The sequence below is a fragment of the Cognatazoarcus halotolerans genome, assembly GCF_009800965.1.
Lineage (GTDB): Bacteria > Pseudomonadota > Gammaproteobacteria > Burkholderiales > Rhodocyclaceae > Cognatazoarcus > Cognatazoarcus halotolerans.
The window spans coordinates 401174-425816 of the sequence record NZ_WUAF01000001.1; the positions used below are offsets into that span (position 1 = coordinate 401174).

General features: G+C 66.0%; 19 protein-coding genes. 14 read left to right on the forward strand and 5 right to left on the reverse strand.

Annotation, left to right across the window (positions count from 1 at the left end; all coding sequences use genetic code 11):
• Positions 1-2: 2 nt before the first annotated feature.
• Positions 3-689 carry a response regulator transcription factor gene (locus GQB03_RS01895; protein WP_159683438.1) on the reverse strand — a complete coding sequence of 229 codons (687 nt, stop codon included), beginning with the start codon at positions 687-689 and terminating at the stop codon, positions 3-5.
• A 160-nt stretch (positions 690-849) separates the two neighbouring features.
• Here GQB03_RS01895 and GQB03_RS01900 point away from each other — a divergent pair, with 160 nt between their 5' ends.
• The 3 genes from GQB03_RS01900 (at position 850) to GQB03_RS01910 (ending at position 4110) form a co-directional block, all read left to right on the forward strand.
• Complete coding sequence (locus tag GQB03_RS01900) at positions 850-2334, forward strand: M48 family metalloprotease (protein WP_159683441.1); 1485 nt, start codon at positions 850-852, stop codon at positions 2332-2334.
• Between the two features lie 103 nt (positions 2335-2437).
• Positions 2438-3004, forward strand: a complete 567-nt coding sequence (locus tag GQB03_RS01905) for a glycine zipper family protein (RefSeq protein ID WP_200832067.1) — start codon at positions 2438-2440, stop codon at positions 3002-3004.
• 17 nt (positions 3005-3021) lie between these two features.
• On the forward strand, positions 3022-4110 hold the full coding sequence (locus GQB03_RS01910; protein ID WP_159683443.1) for a DUF6515 family protein: 1089 nt from the start codon (positions 3022-3024) through the stop codon (positions 4108-4110).
• Between the two features lie 159 nt (positions 4111-4269).
• On the opposite strand, the gene GQB03_RS01915 is transcribed toward GQB03_RS01910, so the two are convergent.
• Positions 4270-4650 (reverse strand): tautomerase family protein, encoded by a 381-nt coding sequence (locus GQB03_RS01915; protein ID WP_159683446.1) that lies wholly within the window; start codon positions 4648-4650, stop codon positions 4270-4272.
• Positions 4651-4743: 93 nt separating this feature from the next.
• Between GQB03_RS01915 and GQB03_RS01920 the strand changes: the two genes are divergently transcribed.
• On the forward strand, positions 4744-5598 hold the full coding sequence (locus tag GQB03_RS01920; protein WP_200832068.1) for a LysR family transcriptional regulator: 855 nt from the start codon (positions 4744-4746) through the stop codon (positions 5596-5598).
• Between the two features lie 34 nt (positions 5599-5632).
• Here the strand turns inward: GQB03_RS01920 and GQB03_RS01925 are convergent, their stop codons facing one another.
• Positions 5633-6532 carry a LysR family transcriptional regulator gene (locus GQB03_RS01925; RefSeq protein WP_159683448.1) on the reverse strand — a complete coding sequence of 300 codons (900 nt, stop codon included), beginning with the start codon at positions 6530-6532 and terminating at the stop codon, positions 5633-5635.
• Between the two features lie 134 nt (positions 6533-6666).
• On the opposite strand from GQB03_RS01925, the gene GQB03_RS01930 reads away from it, so the two are divergent.
• The 7 genes from GQB03_RS01930 (at position 6667) to GQB03_RS01960 (ending at position 16467) form a co-directional block, all read left to right on the forward strand.
• Positions 6667-7989 carry an amidohydrolase gene (locus tag GQB03_RS01930; RefSeq protein WP_159683451.1) on the forward strand — a complete coding sequence of 441 codons (1323 nt, stop codon included), beginning with the start codon at positions 6667-6669 and terminating at the stop codon, positions 7987-7989.
• An 819-nt stretch (positions 7990-8808) separates the two neighbouring features.
• On the forward strand, positions 8809-9360 hold the full coding sequence (locus GQB03_RS01935; RefSeq protein WP_159683453.1) for a Spy/CpxP family protein refolding chaperone: 552 nt from the start codon (positions 8809-8811) through the stop codon (positions 9358-9360).
• A gap of 231 nt (positions 9361-9591) precedes the next feature.
• Positions 9592-11796, forward strand: a complete 2205-nt coding sequence (locus GQB03_RS01940) for a PepSY domain-containing protein (RefSeq protein ID WP_159683456.1) — start codon at positions 9592-9594, stop codon at positions 11794-11796.
• A gap of 24 nt (positions 11797-11820) precedes the next feature.
• On the forward strand, positions 11821-13260 hold the full coding sequence (locus tag GQB03_RS01945) for an efflux transporter outer membrane subunit (protein WP_159683459.1): 1440 nt from the start codon (positions 11821-11823) through the stop codon (positions 13258-13260).
• Positions 13257-14540 carry an efflux RND transporter periplasmic adaptor subunit gene (locus tag GQB03_RS01950; protein WP_159683461.1) on the forward strand — a complete coding sequence of 428 codons (1284 nt, stop codon included), beginning with the start codon at positions 13257-13259 and terminating at the stop codon, positions 14538-14540. The genes GQB03_RS01945 and GQB03_RS01950 overlap by 4 nt, the downstream gene beginning before the upstream one ends.
• A 5-nt stretch (positions 14541-14545) precedes the next feature.
• Positions 14546-15265, forward strand: a complete 720-nt coding sequence (locus GQB03_RS01955; RefSeq protein WP_159683464.1) for an ABC transporter ATP-binding protein — start codon at positions 14546-14548, stop codon at positions 15263-15265.
• Positions 15262-16467, forward strand: coding sequence for an ABC transporter permease (locus tag GQB03_RS01960; protein WP_159683467.1), 1206 nt, complete (start codon positions 15262-15264; stop codon positions 16465-16467). The genes GQB03_RS01955 and GQB03_RS01960 overlap by 4 nt, the downstream gene beginning before the upstream one ends.
• A 17-nt stretch (positions 16468-16484) precedes the next feature.
• Here the strand turns inward: GQB03_RS01960 and GQB03_RS01965 are convergent, their stop codons facing one another.
• Positions 16485-17579, reverse strand: coding sequence for an HPP family protein (locus GQB03_RS01965; RefSeq protein WP_235026899.1), 1095 nt, complete (start codon positions 17577-17579; stop codon positions 16485-16487).
• A 217-nt stretch (positions 17580-17796) separates the two neighbouring features.
• Here GQB03_RS01965 and GQB03_RS01970 point away from each other — a divergent pair, with 217 nt between their 5' ends.
• The 3 genes from GQB03_RS01970 to GQB03_RS01980 all read left to right on the forward strand — a co-directional run bounded on the left by GQB03_RS01970 (position 17797) and on the right by GQB03_RS01980 (position 19822).
• The gene (locus tag GQB03_RS01970) at positions 17797-18246 is read left to right on the forward strand and encodes a MarR family winged helix-turn-helix transcriptional regulator (protein WP_159683472.1); all 450 of its coding nucleotides are present in this window, start codon (positions 17797-17799) and stop codon (positions 18244-18246) included.
• Between the two features lie 25 nt (positions 18247-18271).
• Positions 18272-19114, forward strand: a complete 843-nt coding sequence (locus tag GQB03_RS01975) for a Rossmann-like and DUF2520 domain-containing protein (RefSeq protein WP_159683474.1) — start codon at positions 18272-18274, stop codon at positions 19112-19114.
• A 171-nt stretch (positions 19115-19285) separates the two neighbouring features.
• Positions 19286-19822, forward strand: a complete 537-nt coding sequence (locus tag GQB03_RS01980) for a phasin family protein (RefSeq protein ID WP_159683477.1) — start codon at positions 19286-19288, stop codon at positions 19820-19822.
• A 64-nt stretch (positions 19823-19886) separates the two neighbouring features.
• Here the strand turns inward: GQB03_RS01980 and GQB03_RS01985 are convergent, their stop codons facing one another.
• Positions 19887-24545, reverse strand: a complete 4659-nt coding sequence (locus GQB03_RS01985) for a CHASE domain-containing protein (RefSeq protein WP_159683480.1) — start codon at positions 24543-24545, stop codon at positions 19887-19889.
• Between the last annotated feature and the right edge of the window lie 98 nt (positions 24546-24643).

Consider the following 24643-nt stretch of genomic DNA (forward strand, 5'->3'; position numbering starts at 1 on the left):
TGTCAGTCCTTGACCATCTGGTAGCCCATGCCGCGCACCGTCATGATCCAGGACTGCCCATCCGGGCGCGGACCAAGCTTGTGGCGGATGCTGCTCATGTGCACATCGATGCTGCGATCGAAGCGGGTCAGCGGGCGTCCCAGCGCCAACTCGGAGAGATCCCCCTTGCCGACCACCCGGCCGGCGTTGCGGGCCAGCACCTCGAGCAGGTTGAACTCGGTGCTGGTGAGCTCGAGGGGCTTGCCATGCCAGTCCGCGGTGCGACGCTCGGGCCACATCGACAGCGGTCCGACCACCAGCTGTCCGCCGGCCTCGCCACCGCGATCGGAGCCGCTGCGACGCAGGATGGCACGAATGCGGGCGACCAGCTCGCGCGGGGTGCAGGGCTTGGGCACATAGTCGTCTGCGCCGAGCTCCAGCCCGATGATGCGGTCCACGTCATCGCCCTTGGCGGTCAGCATCAGCACCGGCATGGCGCTGTCGGCACGAATCCGCCGCAACGCCTCGACGCCGTTCAGGCGCGGCATCATGACGTCGAGCACCGCCAGGTCGTAACCTCCGGCAAGCGCCTCGGCGGCACCCGCCTCGCCATCGTGGCGGATCGCCACCTCGAAGCCCTCCTGCTCGAGGTATTCGCCGAGCATGCCGCTCAATTCAACGTCGTCGTCTACCAGCAGTATCTTGGTCATGGTCCGATCCGCAAGCACCCATTGGTGGATGCGCCGATGATAAGCGTCCCGCCGCCGGGGCAACGCGCTTTTACCGCTCTTTACCGGCCTTTACACCGAATTGACCGAGCTTTACGTCATCCATGGCGAGAATCCTCCAACTGACGAACCCGGAGCTGCAATGACCCGTTTCCCCGCACTGCGCCGCCTGCCGGCCATGCTGCTGGCCGCCACGCTTGCCACCAACGGCTTTGCGGCGATCACCCTGCCGGATCTCGGCGACCCCTCGGAGCAGGCCCTGCCCGACTACCAGGCCAACCGTATCGGTGCGCGCAGCGTACGCCAGCTCGAGTCCAGCGGCGCCTTCCTCGACGATCCTGAGATCAATGCCTACCTCGACCAGCTCGGCCACCGCCTGACCTCGTCTTCCGCCGAGATCACCGGCCAGTTCGCCTTCTTTGCGGTGGACTCGCCCGAGATCAACGCCTTTGCGCTACCGGGCGGCTATGTCGGCGTGAATGCCGGCCTGATCCTCGCAACCGACAACGAATCCGAACTTGCCTCGGTGCTCGCCCACGAAATCTCCCACGTCACCCAGCACCACATGGCGCGCCAGATGCAAGCCCAATCGGGCAACCAGATCGCCGCGCTGGCGGGGCTGCTGGCGGCGGTCGTGGCCGCCGGCGCCGGCAATGGCGAGATGGCCAGCGCCGCGATCGCGGGCGTGACCGCCGGGCAAATGCAAAGCCAGATCAACTTCACCCGCGAGAACGAGGAAGAAGCCGACCGCATGGGCTTCAAGCTTCTCGTCGGTGCGGGCTTCGATGCGCGCGGCATGGCCGAACTGTTTCACACCCTGCAACGGCGCACCCGTCTGATCGAGGGTGATCAGCCGAGCTGGCTGCGCACCCACCCGCTGACCACCCAGCGCATTGCCGAAGCCGAAGACCGCGCGCTCTCCGCGCCGTACCGGCAGGTACCGGACAGTGTCGACTTCCTGATGGTGCGCGCATTGCTGCAGAGCTATCAGGGCGAACCCGCCGAAGCGGTGGCAGCCCTCGAGCAGGCGCTCGGCGCGAACCCGTCAGGCGCGCGCAAGACTGCGTTGCGCTATGGCCTGGCAGCGGCCCAGCTGCGGGCCGGCCACTTCGACGCGGCCTTGAAGATCGCCCTCGCCCTCACGGCGGACGGCCAGGATCACCCGATGATCGAGGCGCTCACCGGCCAGATCTATCTGCAGTCCCGGCGCTACGACAAGGCGATCCCGCATTACGAGGCTGCGCTCGAGCGCTACCCGGACCATCTGCAACTCGTCCTCGACTACCCGCGGGCGCTGATCGAGGCCGGACGTCCGGCCGACGCAGCGCGTTTCGCGGAGCGCCGGCTGGCAGGTCTGCGCGGCAACGCCCAGCTGCACCGGATTGCCGCCGAAGCCTACGCCGACGCAGGGCGCCCGATGGCATCCCACTACCAGCAGGGCGAGTACTACGCCTTGACCGGCAATCAGCGCGAGGCGCTCGAGCAGTTTCAGCTCGCCCTCAACCTTCGCGATGACGACGATTACACGCTGGCCCGGGTACAGGCCCGGCTGCGCGATCTGCGCGCCAGCATGAAAGCCGACGGCAAGCGGGACGGGCAGGACGATCGCGGGGCGCCCAGGGGCTGACACCTTCGCGCACACTCTGCTTACATAGCTTAACCATCGGAGAACCCCGCTTTACGCCGGAGGCGCGCAGACTGGCATCCTGTACAGCCAGGAGACTGTCGTGATGATGTTCCCTTCCAGAACGCTGCACCGCCACACCGGCCTGGCACTGCTGGCAGCGGCGGCATTGAGCGGTTGCGTGGCGGCACCGCGCCCCTACCCGACACGCGAATCGCGTGTCGACTATCCACCGGCGCCGACCGAGGTGGTGGTATATCCGCTACGCGGGCAGGGCAGCCAGCGGCTCGACCGCGACCGCTACGAGTGCCATCTGTGGGCCGTGCGCGAGAGCGGTTTCGACCCGAGCAGGATGTCGCTCAGATCGAGCGCCCCGCCACCGCGGGTCGAGCCTGATCCACCATCGGGATACAGCACCACGATGGGCGCGGTAAGCGGCGCGGTGATCGGCGCAGCGGTTGCCAATCCGCACCGAACCGCCGAGGGTGCGGCCATCGGCGCCGTCATCGGCGCAGTGGCCGGCAGCGCCGCGGACAACGCGCGCGAAGCGCGTGCCCAGGCGATCGAAGACGCCTACGCCCGTCGCAGCGAGGCCCGCCAGGATGGCCATGACCGCGGTTACCGCCGCGCGCTGATCGCCTGCCTGGAAGGGCGCGGCTACACGGTCAAATAATCACCCGGAGACACTACATGAGATCCGTTCGACATGCCCTGCCCGCACCTGTGGCATTGACCGGTGCGATACTGTTCGCGGCACTCGCCGCGGCGGCCCCCCTTGCCAACGCCGACGATGCCGTGCGACCACCCGACAATCGCCCGTCCTTCCGCAGCGAAGGTCGCAACGACATCCGCTCGGAACGTCGCGGCGCGCAACAGGCCGCGCAGAACGAACAGCGCGATGCCCGCTCCGACGAACGGGATTCGCGAAGGACGTTCCGCGACAATCGCCGTGACACCCCCGAGGCCGCCCAGCCCGACCCGCGTCGCGGCGACAGGCGGCAAGGTGATTTCCGACAGGATTCGCGCCAGGACAGGCGTGAAGTCTCACGCGACGCCCGCGACAGCCGTCCGCCCGCGCGCGCCGAGTTCCAGCAAGGCACCCGCCGTGACGGGCGCGACGATGCACGCGTCTATCGCGACCAATGGCGGAATGATCGCCCCCGAACGGACGCCGAGATGCATTACTTCGGCGGCGACGAGCGTGGCGACAACCGGAACGGATTCCGCCAGGATCGCCATGTCGACAATCGTCACTACCCACGCCGTGGCACGGTGATCGGCGCGCTGCCGCACGAGCACCGGGTGATCACCTATCGCAGCACCCGTTATTACTTCGACGACGGCGTGTGGTACCGGCCCTTCGGCGCCAGCTTCATGGTGATCGCACCGCCGATCGGCATCTTCGTGCCGATCCTCCCGCTCGGCTACATCACCATGCAGATCGGTGGCAACGCCTATTACGTGGCCAACGATGTCTACTACGCCCGGCGCGGCGACGGATACGTGGTCGTCGAGCCGCCCGCAGGCATTGCCGACTATCGCAGCGACGACTACTCGGCGGGCCAGGACCAGATCTTCATCTATCCGCGCAAGGGGCAGTCCGAAGCGCAGCAGGCACGCGACCGCTACGAATGCCACGCTTGGGCGCGCGACCAGACCGGTTTCGACCCGACCCGCCAGATGCTCGACATGTCCAGCGATCGGATAGAAGCACTGCGCTCCGACTATCACCGCGCCATGGGCGCCTGCCTCGATGCCCGGGGCTATACCGTGCGCTGAGGCGGATCTCGTCGATCGACCGATCGCTCGTGAAGGCGCAACCCGTTGCACCTTCACGAGCGAGTCTCTGACGGTCGGGCTCCGCGAAACGGATGGAGCGCAAAAGAAACCCCGTCCTCTCGATACCGGGCAGCCACCGCTCTCGCCGGTCGCGCGCGATCAGGCGTACTGAGCCAGCCCGTTGCCCAAGGACCAGTTCTCTTTATTGACCTCGACCAGGTTGATGAAGACATCCTCCTTTCTCACCCCGACGTTCCGGTGGAGCAGCTCTGCAATGAGCGCAAAGAAGGCCTTCTTTTGATCCGGGGTCCGCGTGTCATTGGCAGTGATCTGGATAATGATGATGTCTTCGGTTCTGCGGATGTTCAGGTACGACGGTGCATAGCGGAAATTGCTTTTTGCATGCTCGCTCAGAACCATGAATTGATTGTCCGCCGGAACGTCGAAGGTTTCATGCATCGCGCGATTCAGGCTGTCGAAAATCGCCTGGCGATAAGCTTCCGGCTTGCCGGCCCGGATGGAAATATGCGTAAGCGGCATTGCCAACTCCTTCGTAATCTGGTGTCTTCACTCTACCCAGGATGCGGCCGGCCGAAACCCGCCGCGCCCCTATTTCTGAGATAAGCCACGACAATGATCGACGATCGCCCACTCGACATCGACACGGTTCAGACCTTCATTCGCCTGGCCGAATTGGGCAGTTTCACCCGCACGGCCGATGCAATGTTCTCGACCCAGGCCAGCGTCAGTCAGAAGATCAAGCGGCTCGAAACACGACTGGGCCGCCGACTGTTCGAGCGCACGCCGCGTCATGTACATCTGACGAATCACGGGGAGGTTTTTCTGGTCTCCGCCAGGGCCCTGATGGACGCCCATGCGCGGGCGCTGGCTCAGTTCTCCGAAGCGGTGCCACGGCTCAGCATCGGGATCAGCGAGCACGTCGTCGGGAGCGAGTTCGCGCCATTGCTCACCGCCCTCAAGGCATGCGAACCCGGGGTGGTGTTCGACATCCGCATCGCGTCGTCGGCGGACCTCCTGCAATCATTCGACCGGCGGGAATTCGACGCCGTCCTCGTTCGACTCGACTTTGGCCGCGCCGATGGCGTGGTGATCGCGGCGGAACAATATGGCTGGTTTGCCTCGCCGGAGTGGACACCCGATCCGGCCGAGCCCTTGCCGCTGGTCACGCTGGCCGAACCGTGCGGCGTCCGTGCTCTGGCGGCAACGATTCTCGACGAGGCCGACATCCGCTGGCGCGAAGCAATGGTTGGTGGCGGGATTGCCACGGTCGCCGCTGCGGTCATGGCCGGGTTTGGCGTTGCCGCCCTGGCACCCAGGATGTTGCCGGCTCAAGCAGTCGATGTCGGCCCGCAACTCGCGCTCCCGGTACTTCCCGAACTTCCGGTGGTGCTGCACGCGCGTGGCAAGGGACGGCGCCTGGATCGCTGGGTCAACGCGCTCGGGCAGATCTTCGGGCCTCGTGGCTGAGCACGAATACGAATGCGCGCAGCGCAGTTTTCCCTTACTCGTGGAAATTCATCCGGACGAACTCCCTGAAAAACGCCAGCGCGGGTGACTCCGTACGCCGGGCGAGGCTCACCAGGGCGTAACTTCCGGCCCGCTCGACGTGCGGCTCGACCCGGATTTCCCGCAGTCTGCCGGCAGCGATCCGCTCGCGGGCGCTGGCGAAGATACCGAAAAAGATCGCATCGGTCGCCTCAACGGTGTCAAGCAGACTGGCGATATCCTCACAGTTGATCGTGATCATGCGCCCGGGGTGGGCCTCGGGCCCCAGATCGGCCACGAGGTTGCGCGCGATTTCGTCGCTGAGCGGCATGCTCGCCACCGGGTACTGGCGCAGATGGGCCGGCTCAACATGCGCTTGAGCAAGCAATGGATGACCTGCACGGCACAGGAAGCCGCCGCGCAGGGGTGTCAGGGGTTCCACCTGCAGATCCTCGGTGGCGCCCAGCGCACGCAGATCGACGGCAATGACGTCAACCGCCTCGTTGCGCAGCGATTGCAGCAGCATGTCGACCGCGCCGCGGGCAATCTTGACCTGGACCGCCGGTTGACGCGTTGCCATCTCGCGCAGGAAGGGCACAAGCAGGATCGAGGCCGGCGTCGGGCCAAAGCCGATCGCAATACTGCCGAGCTGTCCCTCCTTGAGCAGCGTGACGCCACGTCGGAGTTCGGCGGTCTCGAACAGGATGCGCCGGGCGCTCTCCACGACCTTTCGGCCATAGGCGGTGAGGCCGTCGTATTTGCCGGAACGATCGATCAGCTTCACCCCGAGTTCTTCTTCCAGTGCCCGCAGGCTGCGGCTGAGCGCTGGCTGGGTGACGCATACCGCATCGGCCGCCTTGCGAAAGGAGCGGTGCTCGGCGAGTGCGATCAGGTGGCGGAGCTGGCCCAGATTCATTGATAACGAACTGTAATCAAATTAACGAAAATCTTGCATTGGACGCATCGTACCCCCTCTTCGTATGCTCCGTCGCATCCCGATGCACCCAGATCCAACACACGCTTTGAATAAATACGAAGAGGAGACAGGACATGAAGCTGAAGAAAATCTCGATCGCGCTGGGCGTCGCAATGATGAGTGCGATGAGTGGTGCGCACGCCATCGAAGAAAACGTGCTGAAGAACATTGAGACCCGTGTCGGCGCCATCGAGAACAAGATGATCGGCTGGCGGCGCGACATCCATGCGCACCCCGAACTGTCGAACCAGGAACACCGCACCGCCGGGCTGGTGGCCGATCACCTGCGCAAACTCGGCCTTGAGGTGAAGACCGGCGTCGGCGGCACCGGCGTGCTGGGCGTGCTCAAGGGCGGCAAACCCGGCAAGGTCGTGGCGCTGCGCGCCGACATGGATGCGCTGCCGGTCAAGGAGTTGGTGAACCTGCCCTTCGCCTCCAGGGCCAAGGGCACGCATATGGGCAAGGAAGTCGACGTGATGCATGCCTGCGGTCATGACGCCCATACCGCAATCCTGATGGCCACCGCGGAAGTGCTGGCCGGCATGAAGGACCAGCTCCCGGGCACGGTGAAGTTCCTGTTCCAGCCGGCCGAGGAAGGCCCCTCCGAGCCGCTTGACGGCGAACACGACCATATTGGCGCACTCGCCATGGTCGATGCCGGCGTGCTCGACAACCCGAAGGTCGATGCGGTCTTCGGCCTGCACATGATTCCCGCCTTCCCGGTGGGGACGATTGGCTACAAACCAGGCCCGATCCTCGCTTCCGGCGACACCTTCGCGATCAAGGTGACCGGCAGGCAGACCCATGGCGGCTTCCCGTGGAACGGCGTCGACCCGATCGTCAGCGCCTCACAGATCGTCATGGGCCTGCAGACCATCGTCAGCCGCCAGCTCAACCTGACCAAAGAGCCCGCAGTGATCTCGATCGGTTCGATCCACGGCGGCAATCGCGAGAACATCATCCCCGAGAGCGTCGAGCTGCTTGGTACGCTGCGCACCTTCGACGACGGCATGCGCGCCGACACGCAGGCCCGCATGCGCACGACGGCGGAATCCATCGCGCAGGCCAGCGGTGCGAAGGCCGAGGTGAGCTTCGTCAAGCCGGGCTACTCGACCACGGTGAACGACGAAACGCTGACTGCGACGATGCTGCCGACGCTCAAGCAGGTCACCGGCGGCCACGCGGTGGTCACGCCCAAGCTGAGCGCATCCGAAGACTTCTCGGAGTTCTCGAAGAAGGTGCCGGGCATGTTCTTCTTCCTCGGCTCGAGCACACCGGGCAAGGAGAAGACCGCCGCCCCCAACCACTCTCCCAAGTTCGAGATCGACGAGGCCTCGCTCGCAGTCGGCGCGCGGGCGATGACGGCGCTCACGCTGGACTACCTCGCACAACCCTGAAACGGCAAGAACCACGAAAACCCGCTGCCCCGCTTGGTTACAGCGGGCATCTGCCGTCTGACACATGCGCCGGGCTCGCAGAGGATGCGCTCCCCGCGCATCGCACCCGAAGACCGCCGAAGCTGGACACTTCGGCGCACCCATCGCTCGAACAACACCGCCTCATGCCCCGATTTGCGATCCCGGGCACACCTGGACGGAGCTACCGAAACGAACCACCGATGAATTTGACCGGTGGCCGCTGATTTCACGGCTTCGCACGGCATACGATGGTCGCCCGGCGGGAACGCAGACGATGCAATGCCGCGCGCGTGACCATGGCATGAGCTTCACGGCGCGTTGACCTGACGCGTCTCGGGCCGGACGGCAGGTTCTGAGCTGGGTCGGCCCGACCGGGCATTTCCTCATTCGGCGTTTTCGCTGCCGCGATGCCGGTCCCGCCTGCGCCGCCACAACACCCTCGCCGGGCAGATCCGGACTGCGCAAGCCCCATCCGGGCGGCCTCGGACACCGCGGCACGACACTTCGAGCTCGCGCCGCGAGACCTTCACCACGCCGATTCGCCGCACGGGTCGTGCGCGACGACTGCTGCCGAGGGGCAGGACCGCGGACGGACCGAACTGCCCCCCGCGCGGCACTACTCCAGCCCTCGGCCGCCGTCACCTCACAAAAACCCCGGCGCTCGGCCTTTACAGAGCTTTACCCCGCTTTACAGGCCGCTGACCGCACTTAACAGGTGCCGCATGCACACTGCGATCCAACAGCTGGCCACAAACCGCTGGCTGCAGCCAACAGCAATCGACACTGGAGAACACGATCATGAAAAACCTTACCCTTCGCAGCTTTCTCGTTGCCAGCAGCATCGCCCTCGCACTTCCGCTCGCCGCCCAGGCCCGCCCGATGATGGGTGGCCACGGTCACGGCCAGTGCGACGGCGGGCCGATGAGCATGCAGTCCGAACGTGGATTCTTCGGCGGCGAGAAGATGCCCCGCATGCTGCGCGGGCTGGATCTCACCGAAGCGCAGCAGGACAAGGTGTTTGCACTGATGCACGAGCAGGCTCCGGCGATGCGCGAGAAGGCCAAGGAAATGCGGGCCGCACGGATCGCGATGCGCGACATGATGATGTCGGACAAGTATGACGAAGCCCAGGTCAAGGCATTGACCGAGCGCAGCGCCCAAGCGATGGCCGAGATGGCGCAGATGCGGGCGCGCAGCGCAAACGAGATTTACAAACTGCTGACCCCGGAGCAGCGCAAGACACTGCAGGAGCGCAAGGCCGCAATGCAGCAGCGCATGCAGGACCGCATGGGCAAGCGCGGGGGCCCGATGGGTGAACCGATGGGAGCGGGCCCGGGTCGCCAGAGCTGACCGGTCATCGATTTCAGCAACGGAGGCCGTGACCTCCTCGTCCGCCGCCGGCTGATCACCGGCGGCTTTTTTTTCCTCCATGACCGTCATCCCGATGCACGGGCGGCTTTACCCGTCTTTACATGGCAATAACCGCGGTTAACCGGCGATCGTCCGACAATTCCTGCATCCGGACGTGACCGCCGCATCCACGGCGCGCCCGATCCGGCCAAACACTCCCAGGCTTCGATCATGAACACCACAAGAATCCGCCCCCTGTTGCGCCGCCTTCATCGCTGGGTCGCCTTGGCCCTGACGCCCGTTTTCGCGCTGATAATCATCTCCGGCGGCATTCTCGCGCTCAAGCCGCTTTTCTCGGACGCTCCGACGCGCAGCAATGCCGCCGACAGTGTCGCGGTTGCCACGACCCTCGCGGCGATCGACCCCGAAGGCCGCGCCACCAGCGTTGCGGTGTCCCCCGCCGACGGTACGCTCACGCTCAAGTCCCGCGACGCGACCGGGCCCTCCGGAAACTTCGATATCGCCAGCGGTATCGCCTCGGCCACGCAACCGGGACCGGACTTCTTCGCCATCGTGCTGGATCTCCACAAGAATCTGCTGCTGGGCCTCGGTATCGTCGTCGAAATAGCCGCCTACGCGATGACGGCGCTGATCGCAATCGGCCTCGTCCTTGGTCTGCCGCACCTGCGCAACACCCTGCTCGGCTGGCACCAGGGCATCGCCTGGCTGGCCCTGCCGCTGGTGGTGCTGGCGCCGCTGACAGGTACATTGATGGCACTGCACATTGGCGGCCCCACCCTGCCGCCGATCGAGCAGGGCCCGCCGATTGCATTGGCGAGCGCAATCCGCAACGTGGCCGAGCAAGCCGACGCCGGCCCGGTCGTGGCCGCCCGGCGCTTTCGCGGCGGCAGCGCACTGGTTACCACGATGGAGGCCGACGGCACGCTGCGCCACCTGGTCCAGCCCGACGGACGCATCGACACGCTGAGCGAAGGCCCGGGCCTGGTACGCGAGCTGCATGAAGGCACCTGGGGCGGCGCACTCTCGGCCGGCGTGAGCTTTGCCGGCGCACTCGCCCTCGCCGGGCTGACCGGTACCGGCGCCCTGTCATGGTGGCGCCGCCGGCGCCAGGCCTCGACAGGCAGCGCCGACGCAGGCGCCGCTACTCTGGTGGCCTTCGGCAGCCAGACAGGTACCGCGGCGCGCCTCGCCGAAGCCACCGCCAAGGCGCTGCGCTCGGCAGGCGAGAAGGTGGCCTGCGCCTCGCTCGAGACGCTCGCGCCGCAATCGCTTGCCGCCTACGGACAAACCCTGCTGATCGTATCGACCACCGGCGAAGGCGAACTGCCCGAACCCGCCCGCCGTTTCATGAAACAGATTCCCGGCAGCAAGCTGGCCGGCAGCCGCTTCAGCATGCTGGCACTCGGCGACCGGCGCTACGCGAACTTCTGCGGCGGTGGCGAGGCACTGCGCGAGGCACTGCTGAGCCATGGCGCCAGCGAATTCACTGCGCTCGAACGGGCGGACGCGGACCCCGGACCGGCCTGGACGCGCTGGCTCGAGCGACTCTCCACACCACTCGGGCTGTCCATCGACAAGGCCGACGCGCCCGCCGCGGACCAGGCGGTGTCACTTACCCTGGCGCTCAAGCACCGGCTCGATGATCCCGACATCGAAGGACTCACCGAAACCTGGCAGCTGGGGTTCGAGGCCGATGCCGCCGACGTCACGTTCCGGCCGGGCGATCTGCTGCTGATCGCGCCGCACGCCGGGGCCGCGCCACGCTGTTACTCGGTCGGCTCATCGTCCGTGGTCGGCGACCACTTGATCCGACTCACCGTGAGCCTGCATCGCTGGCGCGATGCCGACGGCGCGGAGCACATCGGCGAGGCCAGCGGCTATCTTTGCCACGCGCTCGCCGAGGGCGATCGCATCACGGCCTGGTTGCGCCCGCACCCTGCCTTCAACCCACCCGAGGACCCTGCACGACCCCTGATCATGGTGGCGGCCGGCGCCGGCATCGCCCCCTTCCCCGGATTTCTTGCGGAACGTGCCGTCACGCCGGAGGCCGGACCGAACTGGCTGTTCTTCGGCAATCGCCGCAGTGACGGGGACTTCTTCTATCACGGCAGTCTCGCACGCCTTCGGGAGAGCAAGGTCCTCGACCATCTCGACACCGCCTTCTCGCGGGATGCCAGCGATGCCCGTCATATCGACGCCCGACTGCTCGAGCACGGTGCCGAGCTGTTCCGCTGGCTCGAGCAGGAGCGCGGCGTGCTGTACATGTGCGGCCGCTCCGCCACCCTGGGCAAATCGGTCGAAGCCGCGCTGCTCAAGATCATCCGCGACCAAGGTCACAGACAAGCGCACGAGGCGGAGGATTTGCTCGTCGAATGGAAGCGAACTGGTACGCTGCGGGTCGATGTATTCGGCTGACCGGCAGGCAACACCTTGCAGACCATGAACAACACCCCTCCCCGGCCACTGCGTTGGCGACACGCCGGCCTGCTCGCCGCACTGCTGCTTGCGCTTGGTGGCTGCGCCAGCGTCGGTCCCGACTACCGCCCCCTTGCACCGCAGGCGCCGGCAGAATGGCATGCCGCGCACATCACCGGCGATGCGGGGCAGCATTCGCTGGAGCGCTGGTGGCAGCAATTCGGCGATGCACAGCTCGTGGCACTGATCGAACAATCGTTCCGCGCCAACCCGGACCTGCTCGCTGCCCGCGCAAGCCTGCGCGCATCGCGGGCCCTGGAGCGCGCCGCGCTGGCCGATCGTGACCCCGGCCTTACCGCCAGCGCATCGAGCGGGGCGAGCAAGCGCGGCGGGGCTGCGGTCAACGAGAGCTGGGTCGCCGGCTTCGACGCCGACTGGGAAATCGATCTCTTCGGCGGCATTCGCCGTGGTATCGAGGCCGCGCAGGCCGACAGCGCCGCTGCCGCTGCCTCGCTTGCGGATGCGCACGCATCGCTGGCCGCCGAGGTGGCGCTCGATTACATCACCCTGCGCACCGCCCAGGCGCGGCTGCAGATTGCGCAACGCAACCTCGCCAGCCAGGAGGAAACGCTGCAGATCACCGACTGGCGGGCCCAGGCAGGCCTGGCCAGCTCGGTCGACGTGGAACAATCGCGCACCAACACCGAGCAGACCCGGGCGCAGATCCCGAGTCTTCGGACCAGCATCGCCAGCGCGGCCAACCGTCTTTCGGTGCTGACCGGCGAAGCGCCTGGCCGGCTCCAGGAAACGCTCGCGACAGGCCGCCTGCCGGACATGCCGGCGGCGATCGCGGTCGGCATACCCGCCGACGTGCTGCGCCAACGGCCCGACGTGCGCGCCGCAGAGCGCACGCTTGCGGCGGAGGTCGCCCGCACCGGCGTGGCCGAAGCCGATCGTTATCCGTCGTTCAGGCTCAGCGGTACGCTGGCGCTGGAATCGGTGGCTTTTTCAGCACTCGGCAACGGCGCCTCGGTGTTGCGCAGCATCACGGCGGGCATCAGCGGCGTACTGTTCGATGGCGGCCGGCTGCAGGCCCAGGTCGACCGGCAGGATGCAGTACGCGAGAAGAGCCTGCAGAACTATCGCGGCACCGTGCTGGGCGCGCTCGAAGACGTCGAGAACGCGCTGACCGCGGTGGACAACACCGGCCGCCGCCGTGAGGCGCTGGCAGCCGCCAGCGCCGCTGCCCGCAACGCGAACCTGCTCGCGGCCGATCGCTACCGAAGCGGCCTGATCGATTTTGCGACCGTGCTGGAGACCCAGCGCAGCCTGCTCACCACGGAAGACAGTCTGGCCAGCGCGGAGGGCGATCGCCTCACCGCCCTGGTCCAGCTCTACAAGGCCCTTGGCGGCGGCTGGTCGGCCGCCGACGCATCGGATGAAAGCAACGGAAACCCCTCATGACCACCACCCCGACGCGCACCCCCGACACCAACCCCGCGGCCATACTGGACGTCACCACGCAGAAGCGCAGCCGTATGCGCTGGCCGATCTGGCTCGCGGTACTGCTCGTACTCGGCGCGGCCGCCTACCTGATGCTGGGCTCGGGCAACGGGGACGACAACATCCGCTACCAGACCGCAAAGGCCGAGAAGGGTCAGCTCGTGGTGATGGTGTCGGCAACCGGGACCCTGCAGCCGACCAACCAGGTCGACGTCGGCAGTGAATTGTCCGGCACCATCCAGAGCGTCTTCGTCGACGACAACAGCCCGGTCACCAAGGGCCAGGTGCTGGCCCGCCTGGACGTATCGAAGCTGGAAGACCAGGTGGCAAACTCCAAGGCAGCGGTAAGCGTGGCGGAAGCCTCGGTGCGGCAGGCTGATGCAACCGTACAGGAATCGCGCGCCAATCTCTCGCGCCTGCGCGAAGTATTCAAGCTCTCAGGCGGCAAGGTACCGTCCAGGGCCGAACTCGAAACCGCCGAAGCCACGCTCGCCCGCGCGCTCGCCAACCAGGCCAGCGCTCGCGCCAGCGTAGCCCAGGCGAAGGCCACGCTGCGCACCAATGAAACCAACCTCGCCAAAGCCTCGATCCGCTCGCCGATCAACGGCGTGGTACTGACCCGTGCGGTCGAGCCAGGCCAGACGGTGGCCGCGTCGCTGCAGGTGGCAACCCTGTTCACGCTGGCCGAGGACCTCGCCCAGATGGAACTGCAGGTAAAGGTCGACGAAGCCGACGTGGGTCAGGTCAAGGAGGGGCAGCGGGCGGAATTCACGGTCGATGCCTACACCGACCGACGCTACCCCGCACACATCACCCGGGTAAGCTACGGTGCCACCACCACCGACAACGTGGTCACCTACCTGACCACCCTGAAGGTGGCCAACGACGACCTCAGCCTGCGTCCCGGCATGACCGCCACCGCGGAAATCGTCACACTGGAAAAGAACGACGTCCTGCTGGTCCCGAACGCGGCCCTGCGCTTCACACCGGCCGCCCCGCGTGCCCGCGAGTCGCGCAGCATCATGTCGAGCCTGATGCCGCGCCCGCCGCGCCAGGAGAAATCGGTCAAGGTCAAGGACGAGGTGCCCGGTGCACGCACGCTATGGATCCTCAAGGACGGCCGGCCGGCTTCGCTGAGCGTGCACACCGGCGCGACCAATGGCCGCGTCACCGAAATCGTTTCCGGTGAGCTGACCGCCGGCATGGCGGTGATCACCGAAGCGACCGGCGCCGGCAAGTGAATCCCATGACAGGTACCGCTCCACCGCTGATCGAACTGGCCGGCATCACCAAGACCTATGGCAGTGGTCAGGCGGCATTCCAGGCACTGCGCGGGGTTGATCTGCGCATCGAGGCCGGTGAATTCGTTGCCGTGATGGGGCCGAGCGGATCCGGCAAATCGACGGTGATGAACATCCTCGGCTGCCTCGACACCCCCAGCTCCGGCAGCTATCGCTTCCAGGGGGTGCATGTGGAAACGATGGACCGCAACCAGCGGGCTCTGCTCAGGCGCCACTTTCTCGGCTTTGTGTTCCAGGGTTTCAACCTGCTCGGGCGGACCTCCGCACTCGAGAACGTGGAGCTGCCACTGCTCTATCGCGGCGAAGGCGTGGCCAGCCGCCATGCCGCAGCGCGCAAGGCCCTCGCTCAGGTGGGGCTCGATGGCTGGGAAGACCACACCCCGGCCGAGCTGTCCGGCGGCCAGCAGCAACGCGTGGCGATCGCCCGCGCGATCGTCACCAATCCGACGGTACTGCTGGCCGACGAGCCCACCGGCAACCTCGACACGGTACGCAGCCGCGAGATCATGGAACTGCTCACCGAACTCAACCGCCAGCATGGCATCACCGTGCTGATGGTGACGCACGAGCCCGACATGGCGGAATACGCCAGTCGTCAGGTTCATTTCGTCGACGGGCGGGTGGCACACGACCATCAGCAGCCAGCGAGGACGGACGGCGCATGATCTGGAACACTCTGCAGCTTGCCCTGCGCGAAATCCGTCGCAACCTGCTGCGCTCCTTTCTCACCATCCTCGGCATCGTCATCGGCGTTGCCGCGGTGATCACCATGGTGACACTCGGCAACGGCGCCACCAAATCGATCTCCGACCAGGTCTCCAGCCTTGGCAGCAATCTGCTGATGGTGCGTCCGGGGCAGCGCATGGGCCCCGGCGGCAGCGCCGGCGCACCAATGTTCAAGATCGCCGACGTGCAGGCCATTGCCGCGCAGGTGAGCGGCGTGAAGGCGGTTGCTCCTGAGACGCGCAAGTCTGCCTCGGTGGTGGTCGGCTCGCGCAACTGGTCCACCGTGGCGACCGGCGGCACGCGGGACTATTTCACCGCGGCGGGATGGACGCTTTCTTCAGGACGGATCTTCACCGAGGCGGAAGAACGCGGCGGCAAGGCCGTCTGCGTGATCGGCAGCACCATCCAGCGCGAGCTCTTCGGCGGTGGCGACCCACTCGGCGAGATGATGCGCGTGGCCGATTTCTCCTGCCAGGTGATCGGCGTGCTGGCGTCAAAGGGCCAGTCGGCATTCGGCTCGGACCAGGACGACGTGGTGATCATGCCGATCCGCACCGTGCAGCGCCGCCTGACCGGCAACCAGGACGTGCGCACCATTCTCGTCTCCGCCGATGACGGTGTATCCACCGATACGGTCAAGGCGCGGGTCGAGAAGCTGCTGCGCGAGCGGCGCAAGATCGGCGAGAACGAGGACGACAACTTCAACGTGCTCGACACCAAGCAGATCGCCCAGGCGCTGTCGAGCACCACCCGGGTGATGACCACCCTGCTCGGTGCGGTCGCCGCGGTGAGTCTGCTGGTCGGCGGCATCGGCATCATGAACATCATGCTGGTGTCGGTGACCGAACGGACCCGCGAGATCGGCATTCGCCTCGCCATCGGTGCGCTGGAGCACGAGGTGCTGCTGCAATTCCTGATCGAGGCGGTGGTGCTGTCCAGCCTCGGCGGCCTGGTCGGCGTCGCCCTCGCGACCGGTGCCTCGCTCGGCCTGTCGTCGCTGATGAACATTCCCTACCTGTTCAACCCCGGCATCAACGTGATGTCCTTCGGCATCTCGGCGCTGATTGGCGTGGTTTTCGGTTTCTTCCCTGCGCGCCGTGCCGCGCGGCTCGACCCGATCGACGCGCTGCGCCACGAATGAGCGGCGCCGCCGCGGCTTCAGACCGCGGCGCGCGGCGCGCCCGAGAGTGCCTCCTCGATGCGCATCCGGAAAAGCGCGGCCACGAGGTCGGACTGGGTCAACATGCCGAGCACGCGCTGTGCGACATCGACCACCGGGACGTGATGAAGCCCCTGGTCGGCGAACAGCGGGACCAGCTCCACCGCCGCCTGTCCCGGCGCCGCGGTGGTAACCGAAGCGGACATGAGATCGCGCACCTTGCTGTCCGCATTGAAGACGGGTGAAGCGTCGAGCTCGTGCGGCCGCGCCCGCGAAACGAAGAAATCGTGCAACGACAGGATCCCCGCGAGCCGCTCCCCGGCGACCACCGGCAGGGCCTTCACCTGATGACGGGTCAGCAGCGTCCACGCCTCGACCAGCGAGGCGCCCGCATCGACACAAACGACGTCGCGTGACATGACGTCCTCACAACGCAGCTCGCCGAAAAAGCGCTGATGAATCCGGCGCTCGACGGCCACCACCAGGCCCTCGAGGTCCTCGCGATTGACGTCGATGAAGTCGCCCCGGACGGCCAGCACCGCGTCGACGTCCGCCAGGGTCACGCCGAGGCGCTCGCTCGGCAGCGGATCGTGCGTACCATGCGGATGGACGACGACCGGCGCGCCGTGCGGGTAGCGACGACCGGCCGCGTGATTGAAGATCAGCGCGAACACGAGCAGGCATAGCGAATTCAGGCCGACCGGCCAGAACACGAACTGGTATCCGAGCGAGGTCACCGCGCTGCCACCCAGCACCGATGTCAGCGCCACCGCACCACCCGGCGGATGCAGGCAGCGCAGCTTCATCATCGCGCCGATTGCCAGCGCCACCGCCAGCGCGGCGGCCATGCCCGGCGCCTCGATCAGCGATGCGCAGCTCACCCCCACCACGGCAGACACCATGTTGCCACCGACGATCGACCAGGGCTGGGCCAGGGGACTCGACGGGACCGCGAACAGGAGTACCGCGGACGCGCCCATCGGCGCCACGAACCAGGGGTTCAGCGCGCCCAGCGTATGACGGCCGATCAGCTCGGTACAGACCAGGCCGATGAAGGCGCCGAGGCAGCTGAAAAACCATTCGCGCCAGCTCACGTTGATCGACTCCGGAACGAAGGATCTGAGCCAGGAAAAAAATCGGGACACGGGTCATACCAACGAGAGCGCGCCGGGACAGGATCCCGGATTCAGGCGCGGGAGCGGAAACATATCATGTTGTGACATAAAAAGGGCATGGGGGGGCCGGTCCCCGCGCCCGGCGGTTCGGGAAGGGTGTGATATAAGACGCTGCATCCCAACAGCGAGTACATCAATGAGCGAGGCGGAAGGACGCATCCTCGGCAAGGATCAGTACGAAGCGTTATCGGAGTTCCGCTACCAGTTGCGCCGATTCCTGCACTTCAGCGAGACGGCGGCACGCAGCGAAGGCCTCACGCCGCTGCAGTACCTGCTGCTGCTGCACATCCGCGGCTTTCCCGGCCGCAGTTGGGCCTCGGTCGGCGAACTGGCGGAACGCCTCCAGCTGCAGCACCACGGCGTGGTTGCGCTGATTTCACGCTGCGAAAAGCTCGGCCTGGTTCAGCGCCAGCGCAGTCAGTCCGACCGCCGCCAGGTCGAAGTCAGCCTGTTGCCGGCCGGCGAGACCCATCTCGCGCGCCTGGCCGGCCTTCACGAGGCCGAACTCCAGTCGCTGCAAGGCACCTTCCGGGTCGCCCGGATCACCAGCTTCAATGACAGCGACGAACGGACCGGGACCGACTGACGCACCGCACTCGAGGAGATTCGACATGACATCCGCCCCGAAGCGCCCCACGCTGAACATCATCGGCGCCGGCAAGGTCGGCCGCACCCTGGGTCAGTTGTGGTGCCACACGCAGGTCTTTTCCGTCGGCGGCGTGATGACGCGAACCCCGGGCAGTGCCGACGCGGCGGTACGCTTCATCGGTGCGGGCAGCGCGGTCCCGTCGCTCGATGCCTTCGAACCCGCGGACGCTTACCTGATCTCGGTGCCCGATCGAGAGATCGGGCCCGTCGCAGCCGCTCTTGCGGCGCGGCCTTCGCTTCCCGGAAAGGCGTTGGCCTTCCATTGCAGCGGCGCTCTGGGCTCGGACGAACTCGCGCCACTTGCCGCGCGTGGCTGGTCCGTCGCGAGCGCCCACCCGGCGCTGAGCTTCGCCGACCCGGCTCGCGCGGTGACGCAATTTTCGGGCTGCCTGTGCGGCATCGAAGGCGATCCCTCGGCACGCGCGACGCTCGAAGCCGCTTTCACTGCAATCGGCGCACGATGTTTCGCGCTCGATGCGGACCGCAAGCTGCTCTATCACGCCGGCTCGGTATTCGCGTCGAACTTCACCACCGTCCTGCTCGACGTGGCCCTGCGCGCCTACCGCGAGAGCGGTCTGGATGATGGCACCGCGATGGCCCTGCTCGAGCCCCTCGTCCGCAACGCCATCGACAACAGCCTGCGTCTCGGCCCGGCAGCCGCGCTTACCGGTCCGGCGGCCCGCGGCGATACCGCGCTCGTAAGCCGTCAGGCCGCAGCGCTCGACCAGTGGGACGGAACCGCTGCCGAGGCCTACCGGAGCTTGTCGGCGATGGCCGCAGGGCTTGCCGCTCGGGCGAGAAACTGACGCTCTGCGCCTCTGCATTGCGTTCGACAGAGCAGCGCGCCCTCGCCGCCGGATCACCATTGCTGCGATGCACCAATTTTAACTTGACTTACGGATTTCGAAGAATAAACTCTGATTGTGCGGCGCAACATCGCCAGTCAATTCAAGCCTCAAATTATCGGAGAATTCAACATGTCCGCAATCATTCAGAACATCTCGGCCGGCCAGAAGGCCAGCTTCGAGACCGCCCTCACGCTGAGTCGCCTCGGCTCCGAAAGCCTGGAGCGCCTGTCACGGCTCAACATCGAAACCGGCCGCAAGGCGATCGAGGAATCCGTCAGCGGCGGCAAGGCCATCCTGACCTCCAAGGATCCGAAAGAACTGGTCATGCTGCAGTCGTCGATGTTCGAGCCCGCCATCGCCAAGAGTCTGGCCTATCTGCGCAGCGTTTACGAGATCGTGATCCAGAGTGCCGAGCAGGCCAGTTCGGTGGTCGAGCAGAATGCCGGTGAGATGAACAAGCTGGTCGCGACCACCCTGGAACAGGCCGCGAAAGCAGCACCGGCAGGATCGGAGTTCGCCGTCGCGGCAGTCAAATCCGCGATCGACGCAGCCAATTCGGCCTATGACACGTTCAGCAAGACCACCCGCAAGGCGGTAGAGCTTGCAGAGGCCAACATTTCGGCTGCGACCAGGATCGTCCCACAGCGGACTCCGAAGGCGGCGTGAACACGGGCTCGCGAGCGAGATCGGAATACGCGTCGCAAGCAACGCAGCGAAATGAATCCGGGCGTCACTCGAGCAGCGCTTTCAGAGCCTCGGTGACGACCCGGGCCTCTTCTTCGGTCTGCACGAGCAACGCCGCGACCCCTTCGTTCTTCTGCTGACGGCCTGCCTGCTCGATTGCCAGGGCAAGTTCGCCAAGACGCATCGCCCCGATGCTCTGAACCAACCCCTTGAGCGCATGCGCCGACTGGCGCAAGGCATCGGGGTCGCCTCGTTCAAACGCCGAACGCAGCAGCGCCATGGCACCAGGCATTTCATCCAGCACCTGGCGGACGATCAGATCGAAATCATCTTCGAGAGCCTCCTGCAGCGGACGAACCCAAGCCATGTCGATGCCCGGCGGAGGCGCACTGCGTCGCGTGCCGACATCACCCGGCACGGCATGCGTGACATGCTGGGGGGAACTTCCGCTACCGAACCAGCGGGCTATCATCCTGGCCAGATCGACCTTTCGGAAGGGCTTGGAGAGAAAGTCGTTCATGCCTGCCTCGACGCAGCGCTGACGATCGAGCTCGTGTGAATTCGCGGTCAGCGCGATCACGGGTACGGGCTCGACACCTTTCTCCGCCTCCATCTCGCGCAGCATGCGGGTCGCATCGAGACCGCCGAGCACCGGCATCTGCATGTCCATGAAGACGATGTCGCAACGGTTGGTCGCAAGCATTTCAAGCGCCTCGCGCCCGTTTTCGGCGGTCACCACCCGGTGCCCGAGGCGGCCGAGCATACGGCTTGCAAGCTGACGATTGACGGCATTGTCCTCGACCACCATGACCGTCGCCCCGATCTGTTCTGGAAGATCGGCCACCTTTTCGGCACGCTGCCGGGATTCGAGACATTCCACCAGGCGATCCATCAGTTGCCGCTGCGACAACGGTTCGTCGAGCGGATCGCAGGCAAGCCCGGCGGGCAACCCGACCAGCGCCCCACGGTCAAGCGGAATGATCCTCGGAGCCTGGCCGGCCCCGGCAAAGCACTCACCCACCCGCGAGAGGCCAGCCTCGATCATTGCCGAAGACGCGATCAGCAAGTCGGGACGCCCGTCGAGGGCGGCGTCGATGCGATCGGCGCTTTCCACCTCGCGGGCATGCAGCCCCCAGGCCGTGAGCCAGGCGACGAGCGTCCCGCGCAATGCCTCGGATTCCGCCGCCACCACTACCGGACCGCCGTGATAATCGCCCACGACGGGCGCAATACCCTGCCCCCGCGCGACGCGTACTGAGAAACGGAAGCAGCTGCCGCCGCCCTCCCCGTCCGTCACCGAAATGCGGCCTCGCATGGCGTGCGTGAGCTGCCTGACGATACTGAGCCCGAGGCCGGTACCGCCGTACTCGCGCGTCGTGCTCGCATCCACCTGGGTAAATGCGTCGAAGATGCGCTCCCGCATGTCGCTCGGAACGCCGATACCGGTATCGCAGACGCTGCAACTCAACATGCAGCTATCGTCGGTCAGCGCATCGGCACCGACCGACACCGTGATCCCGCCTTCAGCGGTGAACTTGAGCGCATTGCCGAGCAGGTTGAACAGGATCTGCCGCAATCTGCCCGAATCGCCGAGGAGCCAGTCGGGCACGTCGGTTGCGACATCGAGCCTGAACGCGAGCCCCTTGTCCGCCGCGCGCATCGCAAACGGTCTTACCGTGTTCCTCATCAGGGTGCGCAGGCTGAAATGCGCCTCGACCAGATCGAGATGGCCCGCCTCGGTCTTGGCAAAATCCAGCAGGTCATTGATCATCTGCAGCAATGCCCGCCCGGCATAGAGCGACGATTCGAGCATGCCTCGCTGATCCGTCTCGAGTTCCGATTCGAGTACCAGCTCGGTCATGCCCAGTACCGCATTGAGCGGGGTCCTGATCTCGTGGCTGAGGTTGGCCAGGAAATCGCTTTTCGCCCGGGAGGCCGATTCCGCTGATTGACGCGCAACTTCGAGTGCCGCTTCCATCTGCTTGCGCAGCGAGATATCGATCACCACGCCGAAAGCCTTCACGACCCGGCCATCATGGCCTTTCATGCCCTCGCCGCGGGCGGCCAGCCAGCGCTCGGTGCCATGGACGTCGACGATCCGGGCATCGAGTACGTACGGCTCGCCCCGCAGAATCGTCGCAGCCCCGGCCGCTTTGTAGCGGACAAGATCATCAGGATGGATGAAGGGCCGCATGTCCTCCACCAGCTCGACGCCGATCAGCTCCTCGGGCGAGCGCGCCCAACGCAGCTTGCGACTGGCCACATCCCACTCCCACGGAAACACACCGCCGGCCTCGACGCCAAGCCGGATCTGCGCTTCGCGCTGGAGCAGCGCGGATTCGAGGCGCTTTTGATCCGAGATGTCGGAAATGAGCGCGATGCAGCCACGTACCTCAACGCCATCCACGTCCGGCACCAGATGACAATGCATGATTCGCCCGGCTGCGCCGCCCTCCGAACCCGGCAAGGCAAATTCGAAGGAAGTCGGCTTGCCGCTCAGCACTTCGTCGAAGTGCGCCTTCATGCAGTCCGCCGTTGCATCTCCGGGCAGCAAATCGAGGTCTGCGCCGATCAACGGCGACGCCGTCCTGTCGCCGAAAACGCCGCCAAACTGTCGGTTGGCAAAAAGGAGTTTCATGTTGCGATCGAAGTGCGCGATCAGGGCCGGCACATTTTCGGTCACAAGTCGCAGCTGCGCCTCGCGCTCCCGCAACAAGGCTTCGCTTTCGACCTGCTCGGTCACGTTCGCACAGGTGCCGACGACGCGCTGGGCGCGGCCTTTGTCGTCGCGCGCCACGACCTTGCCATGACAATGGACCCAGATCTGCCGCCCGTCGCCGAGCCACGTCCGCACGGTTGTCCGAAAGTAGGGTTCATCCCCCTTCAGCACCGGAATCAGGCGCTCGCGCAGCGCGTCGAAATCATCGGGACTGAAGAAAGTCCGCACCAGATCGCCAAGCGACCCGTAACGGAGCGGCGCCTCGCGCCCCGCGATTGCGCGCCACCCCTCGGACAGCAGGACCTGCCCGCTCTCGATGTGCCAATCCCACATTCCGAGTTGTGAGCTCTCCAGTGAAAGCTCGAGCCGGTTGCGCGCCTCGGCGAGCCCGGCAACGCTGTCGCTCAGCTCGCGGGTGCGTTGCTCGACAAGGGCCTCCATCTGCGCGCGGCTCCCGGTAACGACCAGCAGCAGCAGGCCCAGCAAACCGGTGAACACCACGCCCCCGACAAGCAGGGTCCACGACTGCCAGCCGCGATTCGCGGCGACGAAAGCCGGTGTGGCGGTTACCCGCAATTCGAGCGGGCGCCCGAGGCTGGACACGGAAGACGTCAGCACGAGACCGTTTTCGGCGCTCGGCAACTCACAGCCATGCGGCCCGAAAAGCCGCTGTTCTCCACTTGCGGCCCAAAGGTCAACCAGACACGCGCTGACACCTTCGCCGCCGAACGCGGCGTTGACCGCAGCCCCGATGTCGCCCCATCTGAATACCGCGACGGCAACTCCCAGGAATTCCCGCTCGCGTTCTTCGAGGGTTGGCGGAAGACGTCCGCCGCGATAATGCGGATACATGACCAGCCCCCCGAACTGATCGTCATCAACCTGCACCAGACGGATGCGGCCCGTCGACACAACCTCCCCGGTGTCGCGGGCGCTGGCCACCGCAGCGGCCCGTGCGGGGCTCGAAAGGATGTCGAAACCGACCGCAGTGCTGTTCTCGTCGAGCGGCTCGATGAACGCAACGGGCATGTATGCGGGGCGATCACCGACCGGCTCCAGTCCGCCACTGGCATTTCGCTGGAACATCATCGTCGGCCCGCCCAGAGCCGACATTCGCTGCAGGAAGTCGGCAAGCCCCGTCCGCGGCACCCACGGATTCCAGCTCAGGCCCTGCAGGTTGGGATTGATATCCCGTTGAGGACCCGCGAAGAGCCGGAAGCGCTCTCGATCGAGGACATCCGTGCCGACCGACGCGACGAACCGCTCGGTGGCGAACAAGGCATCGAGGTTGCGTGCGATGGCGGAGCGCAGGACGTTCGCCCCCTGCGTTGCGCTGTCCTCGAAATCACGCGCGATGCTCTGCCTTTCCTTGCCGGCTCCTATCAGGAAAATCCCGACGACGATGCCGAGCGTTCCGAGCAGCGCGGGGAAAAGCGTCGATCGGCGACCTCTCCAGACCGCCACCGGCGCTCCCACCACGGCCCATGCAAGCGGTCCGGCCACGAAGACGCCCAGTGCATCGCCGACCCACCAGGTAAACCAGTTGATCGCGTATTCCGACGTCGGAAGCCGCCCGCTCAGCCACAAGGTCGTAACGCCGACTGTCGGGCTGACGACACATGCCACCGCACCGCCGAGCAATACGAACTGCAGTGCGTCCCTCGCGCGGCTGAGGCTTGACGGATATCCCGGGCGCCAGCGAACGAGCCACGCCCCGGCAAGCGCCTGCAAACAGGCTCCGGTCGCCAGCGCCGCGGCAAGCGCCACGGCGCCCGGCGACCCTGCAGGACCGACAATCACCGCGTTGAGTACGAACGATCCCAGCCACACGCCCGGCAATACCCGGTAGCCGAACGCGAGTACACAGATCAGCGCGATGCCGGCCGGAGGAAAAATACCTGTCGCATATCCCGGCGGAATCGCCAAGGCGAGGCCGAACCACCCCCCAAGTACATAAGCGAGCGCAAGCGCCGCGATTTTCGCCATTGAACGCGAATGCAATCTGCCTGCACTCCTCGTGAATCGATCCCTGTCATGCGCCGGGAGAAACGATGGCGCTGCACAGCTAGATCGACCACTGCGGG

What these genes read in the sequence shown, in the direction of transcription:
- GQB03_RS01895 (WP_159683438.1), bottom strand. Translation starts at nt 689, where the DNA reads ATGACCAAGATACTGCTGGTAGACGACGACGTTGAATTGAGCGGCATG.
- GQB03_RS01900 (WP_159683441.1), top strand. Translation starts at nt 850, where the DNA reads ATGACCCGTTTCCCCGCACTGCGCCGCCTGCCGGCCATGCTGCTGGCC.
- GQB03_RS01905 (WP_200832067.1), top strand. Translation starts at nt 2,438, where the DNA reads ATGATGTTCCCTTCCAGAACGCTGCACCGCCACACCGGCCTGGCACTG.
- GQB03_RS01910 (WP_159683443.1), top strand. Translation starts at nt 3,022, where the DNA reads ATGAGATCCGTTCGACATGCCCTGCCCGCACCTGTGGCATTGACCGGT.
- GQB03_RS01915 (WP_159683446.1), bottom strand. Translation starts at nt 4,650, where the DNA reads ATGCCGCTTACGCATATTTCCATCCGGGCCGGCAAGCCGGAAGCTTAT.
- GQB03_RS01920 (WP_200832068.1), top strand. Translation starts at nt 4,744, where the DNA reads ATGATCGACGATCGCCCACTCGACATCGACACGGTTCAGACCTTCATT.
- GQB03_RS01925 (WP_159683448.1), bottom strand. Translation starts at nt 6,532, where the DNA reads ATGAATCTGGGCCAGCTCCGCCACCTGATCGCACTCGCCGAGCACCGC.
- GQB03_RS01930 (WP_159683451.1), top strand. Translation starts at nt 6,667, where the DNA reads ATGAAGCTGAAGAAAATCTCGATCGCGCTGGGCGTCGCAATGATGAGT.
- GQB03_RS01935 (WP_159683453.1), top strand. Translation starts at nt 8,809, where the DNA reads ATGAAAAACCTTACCCTTCGCAGCTTTCTCGTTGCCAGCAGCATCGCC.
- GQB03_RS01940 (WP_159683456.1), top strand. Translation starts at nt 9,592, where the DNA reads ATGAACACCACAAGAATCCGCCCCCTGTTGCGCCGCCTTCATCGCTGG.
- GQB03_RS01945 (WP_159683459.1), top strand. Translation starts at nt 11,821, where the DNA reads ATGAACAACACCCCTCCCCGGCCACTGCGTTGGCGACACGCCGGCCTG.
- GQB03_RS01950 (WP_159683461.1), top strand. Translation starts at nt 13,257, where the DNA reads ATGACCACCACCCCGACGCGCACCCCCGACACCAACCCCGCGGCCATA.
- GQB03_RS01955 (WP_159683464.1), top strand. Translation starts at nt 14,546, where the DNA reads ATGACAGGTACCGCTCCACCGCTGATCGAACTGGCCGGCATCACCAAG.
- GQB03_RS01960 (WP_159683467.1), top strand. Translation starts at nt 15,262, where the DNA reads ATGATCTGGAACACTCTGCAGCTTGCCCTGCGCGAAATCCGTCGCAAC.
- GQB03_RS01970 (WP_159683472.1), top strand. Translation starts at nt 17,797, where the DNA reads ATGAGCGAGGCGGAAGGACGCATCCTCGGCAAGGATCAGTACGAAGCG.
- GQB03_RS01975 (WP_159683474.1), top strand. Translation starts at nt 18,272, where the DNA reads ATGACATCCGCCCCGAAGCGCCCCACGCTGAACATCATCGGCGCCGGC.
- GQB03_RS01980 (WP_159683477.1), top strand. Translation starts at nt 19,286, where the DNA reads ATGTCCGCAATCATTCAGAACATCTCGGCCGGCCAGAAGGCCAGCTTC.
- GQB03_RS01985 (WP_159683480.1), bottom strand. Translation starts at nt 24,545, where the DNA reads ATGGCGAAAATCGCGGCGCTTGCGCTCGCTTATGTACTTGGGGGGTGG.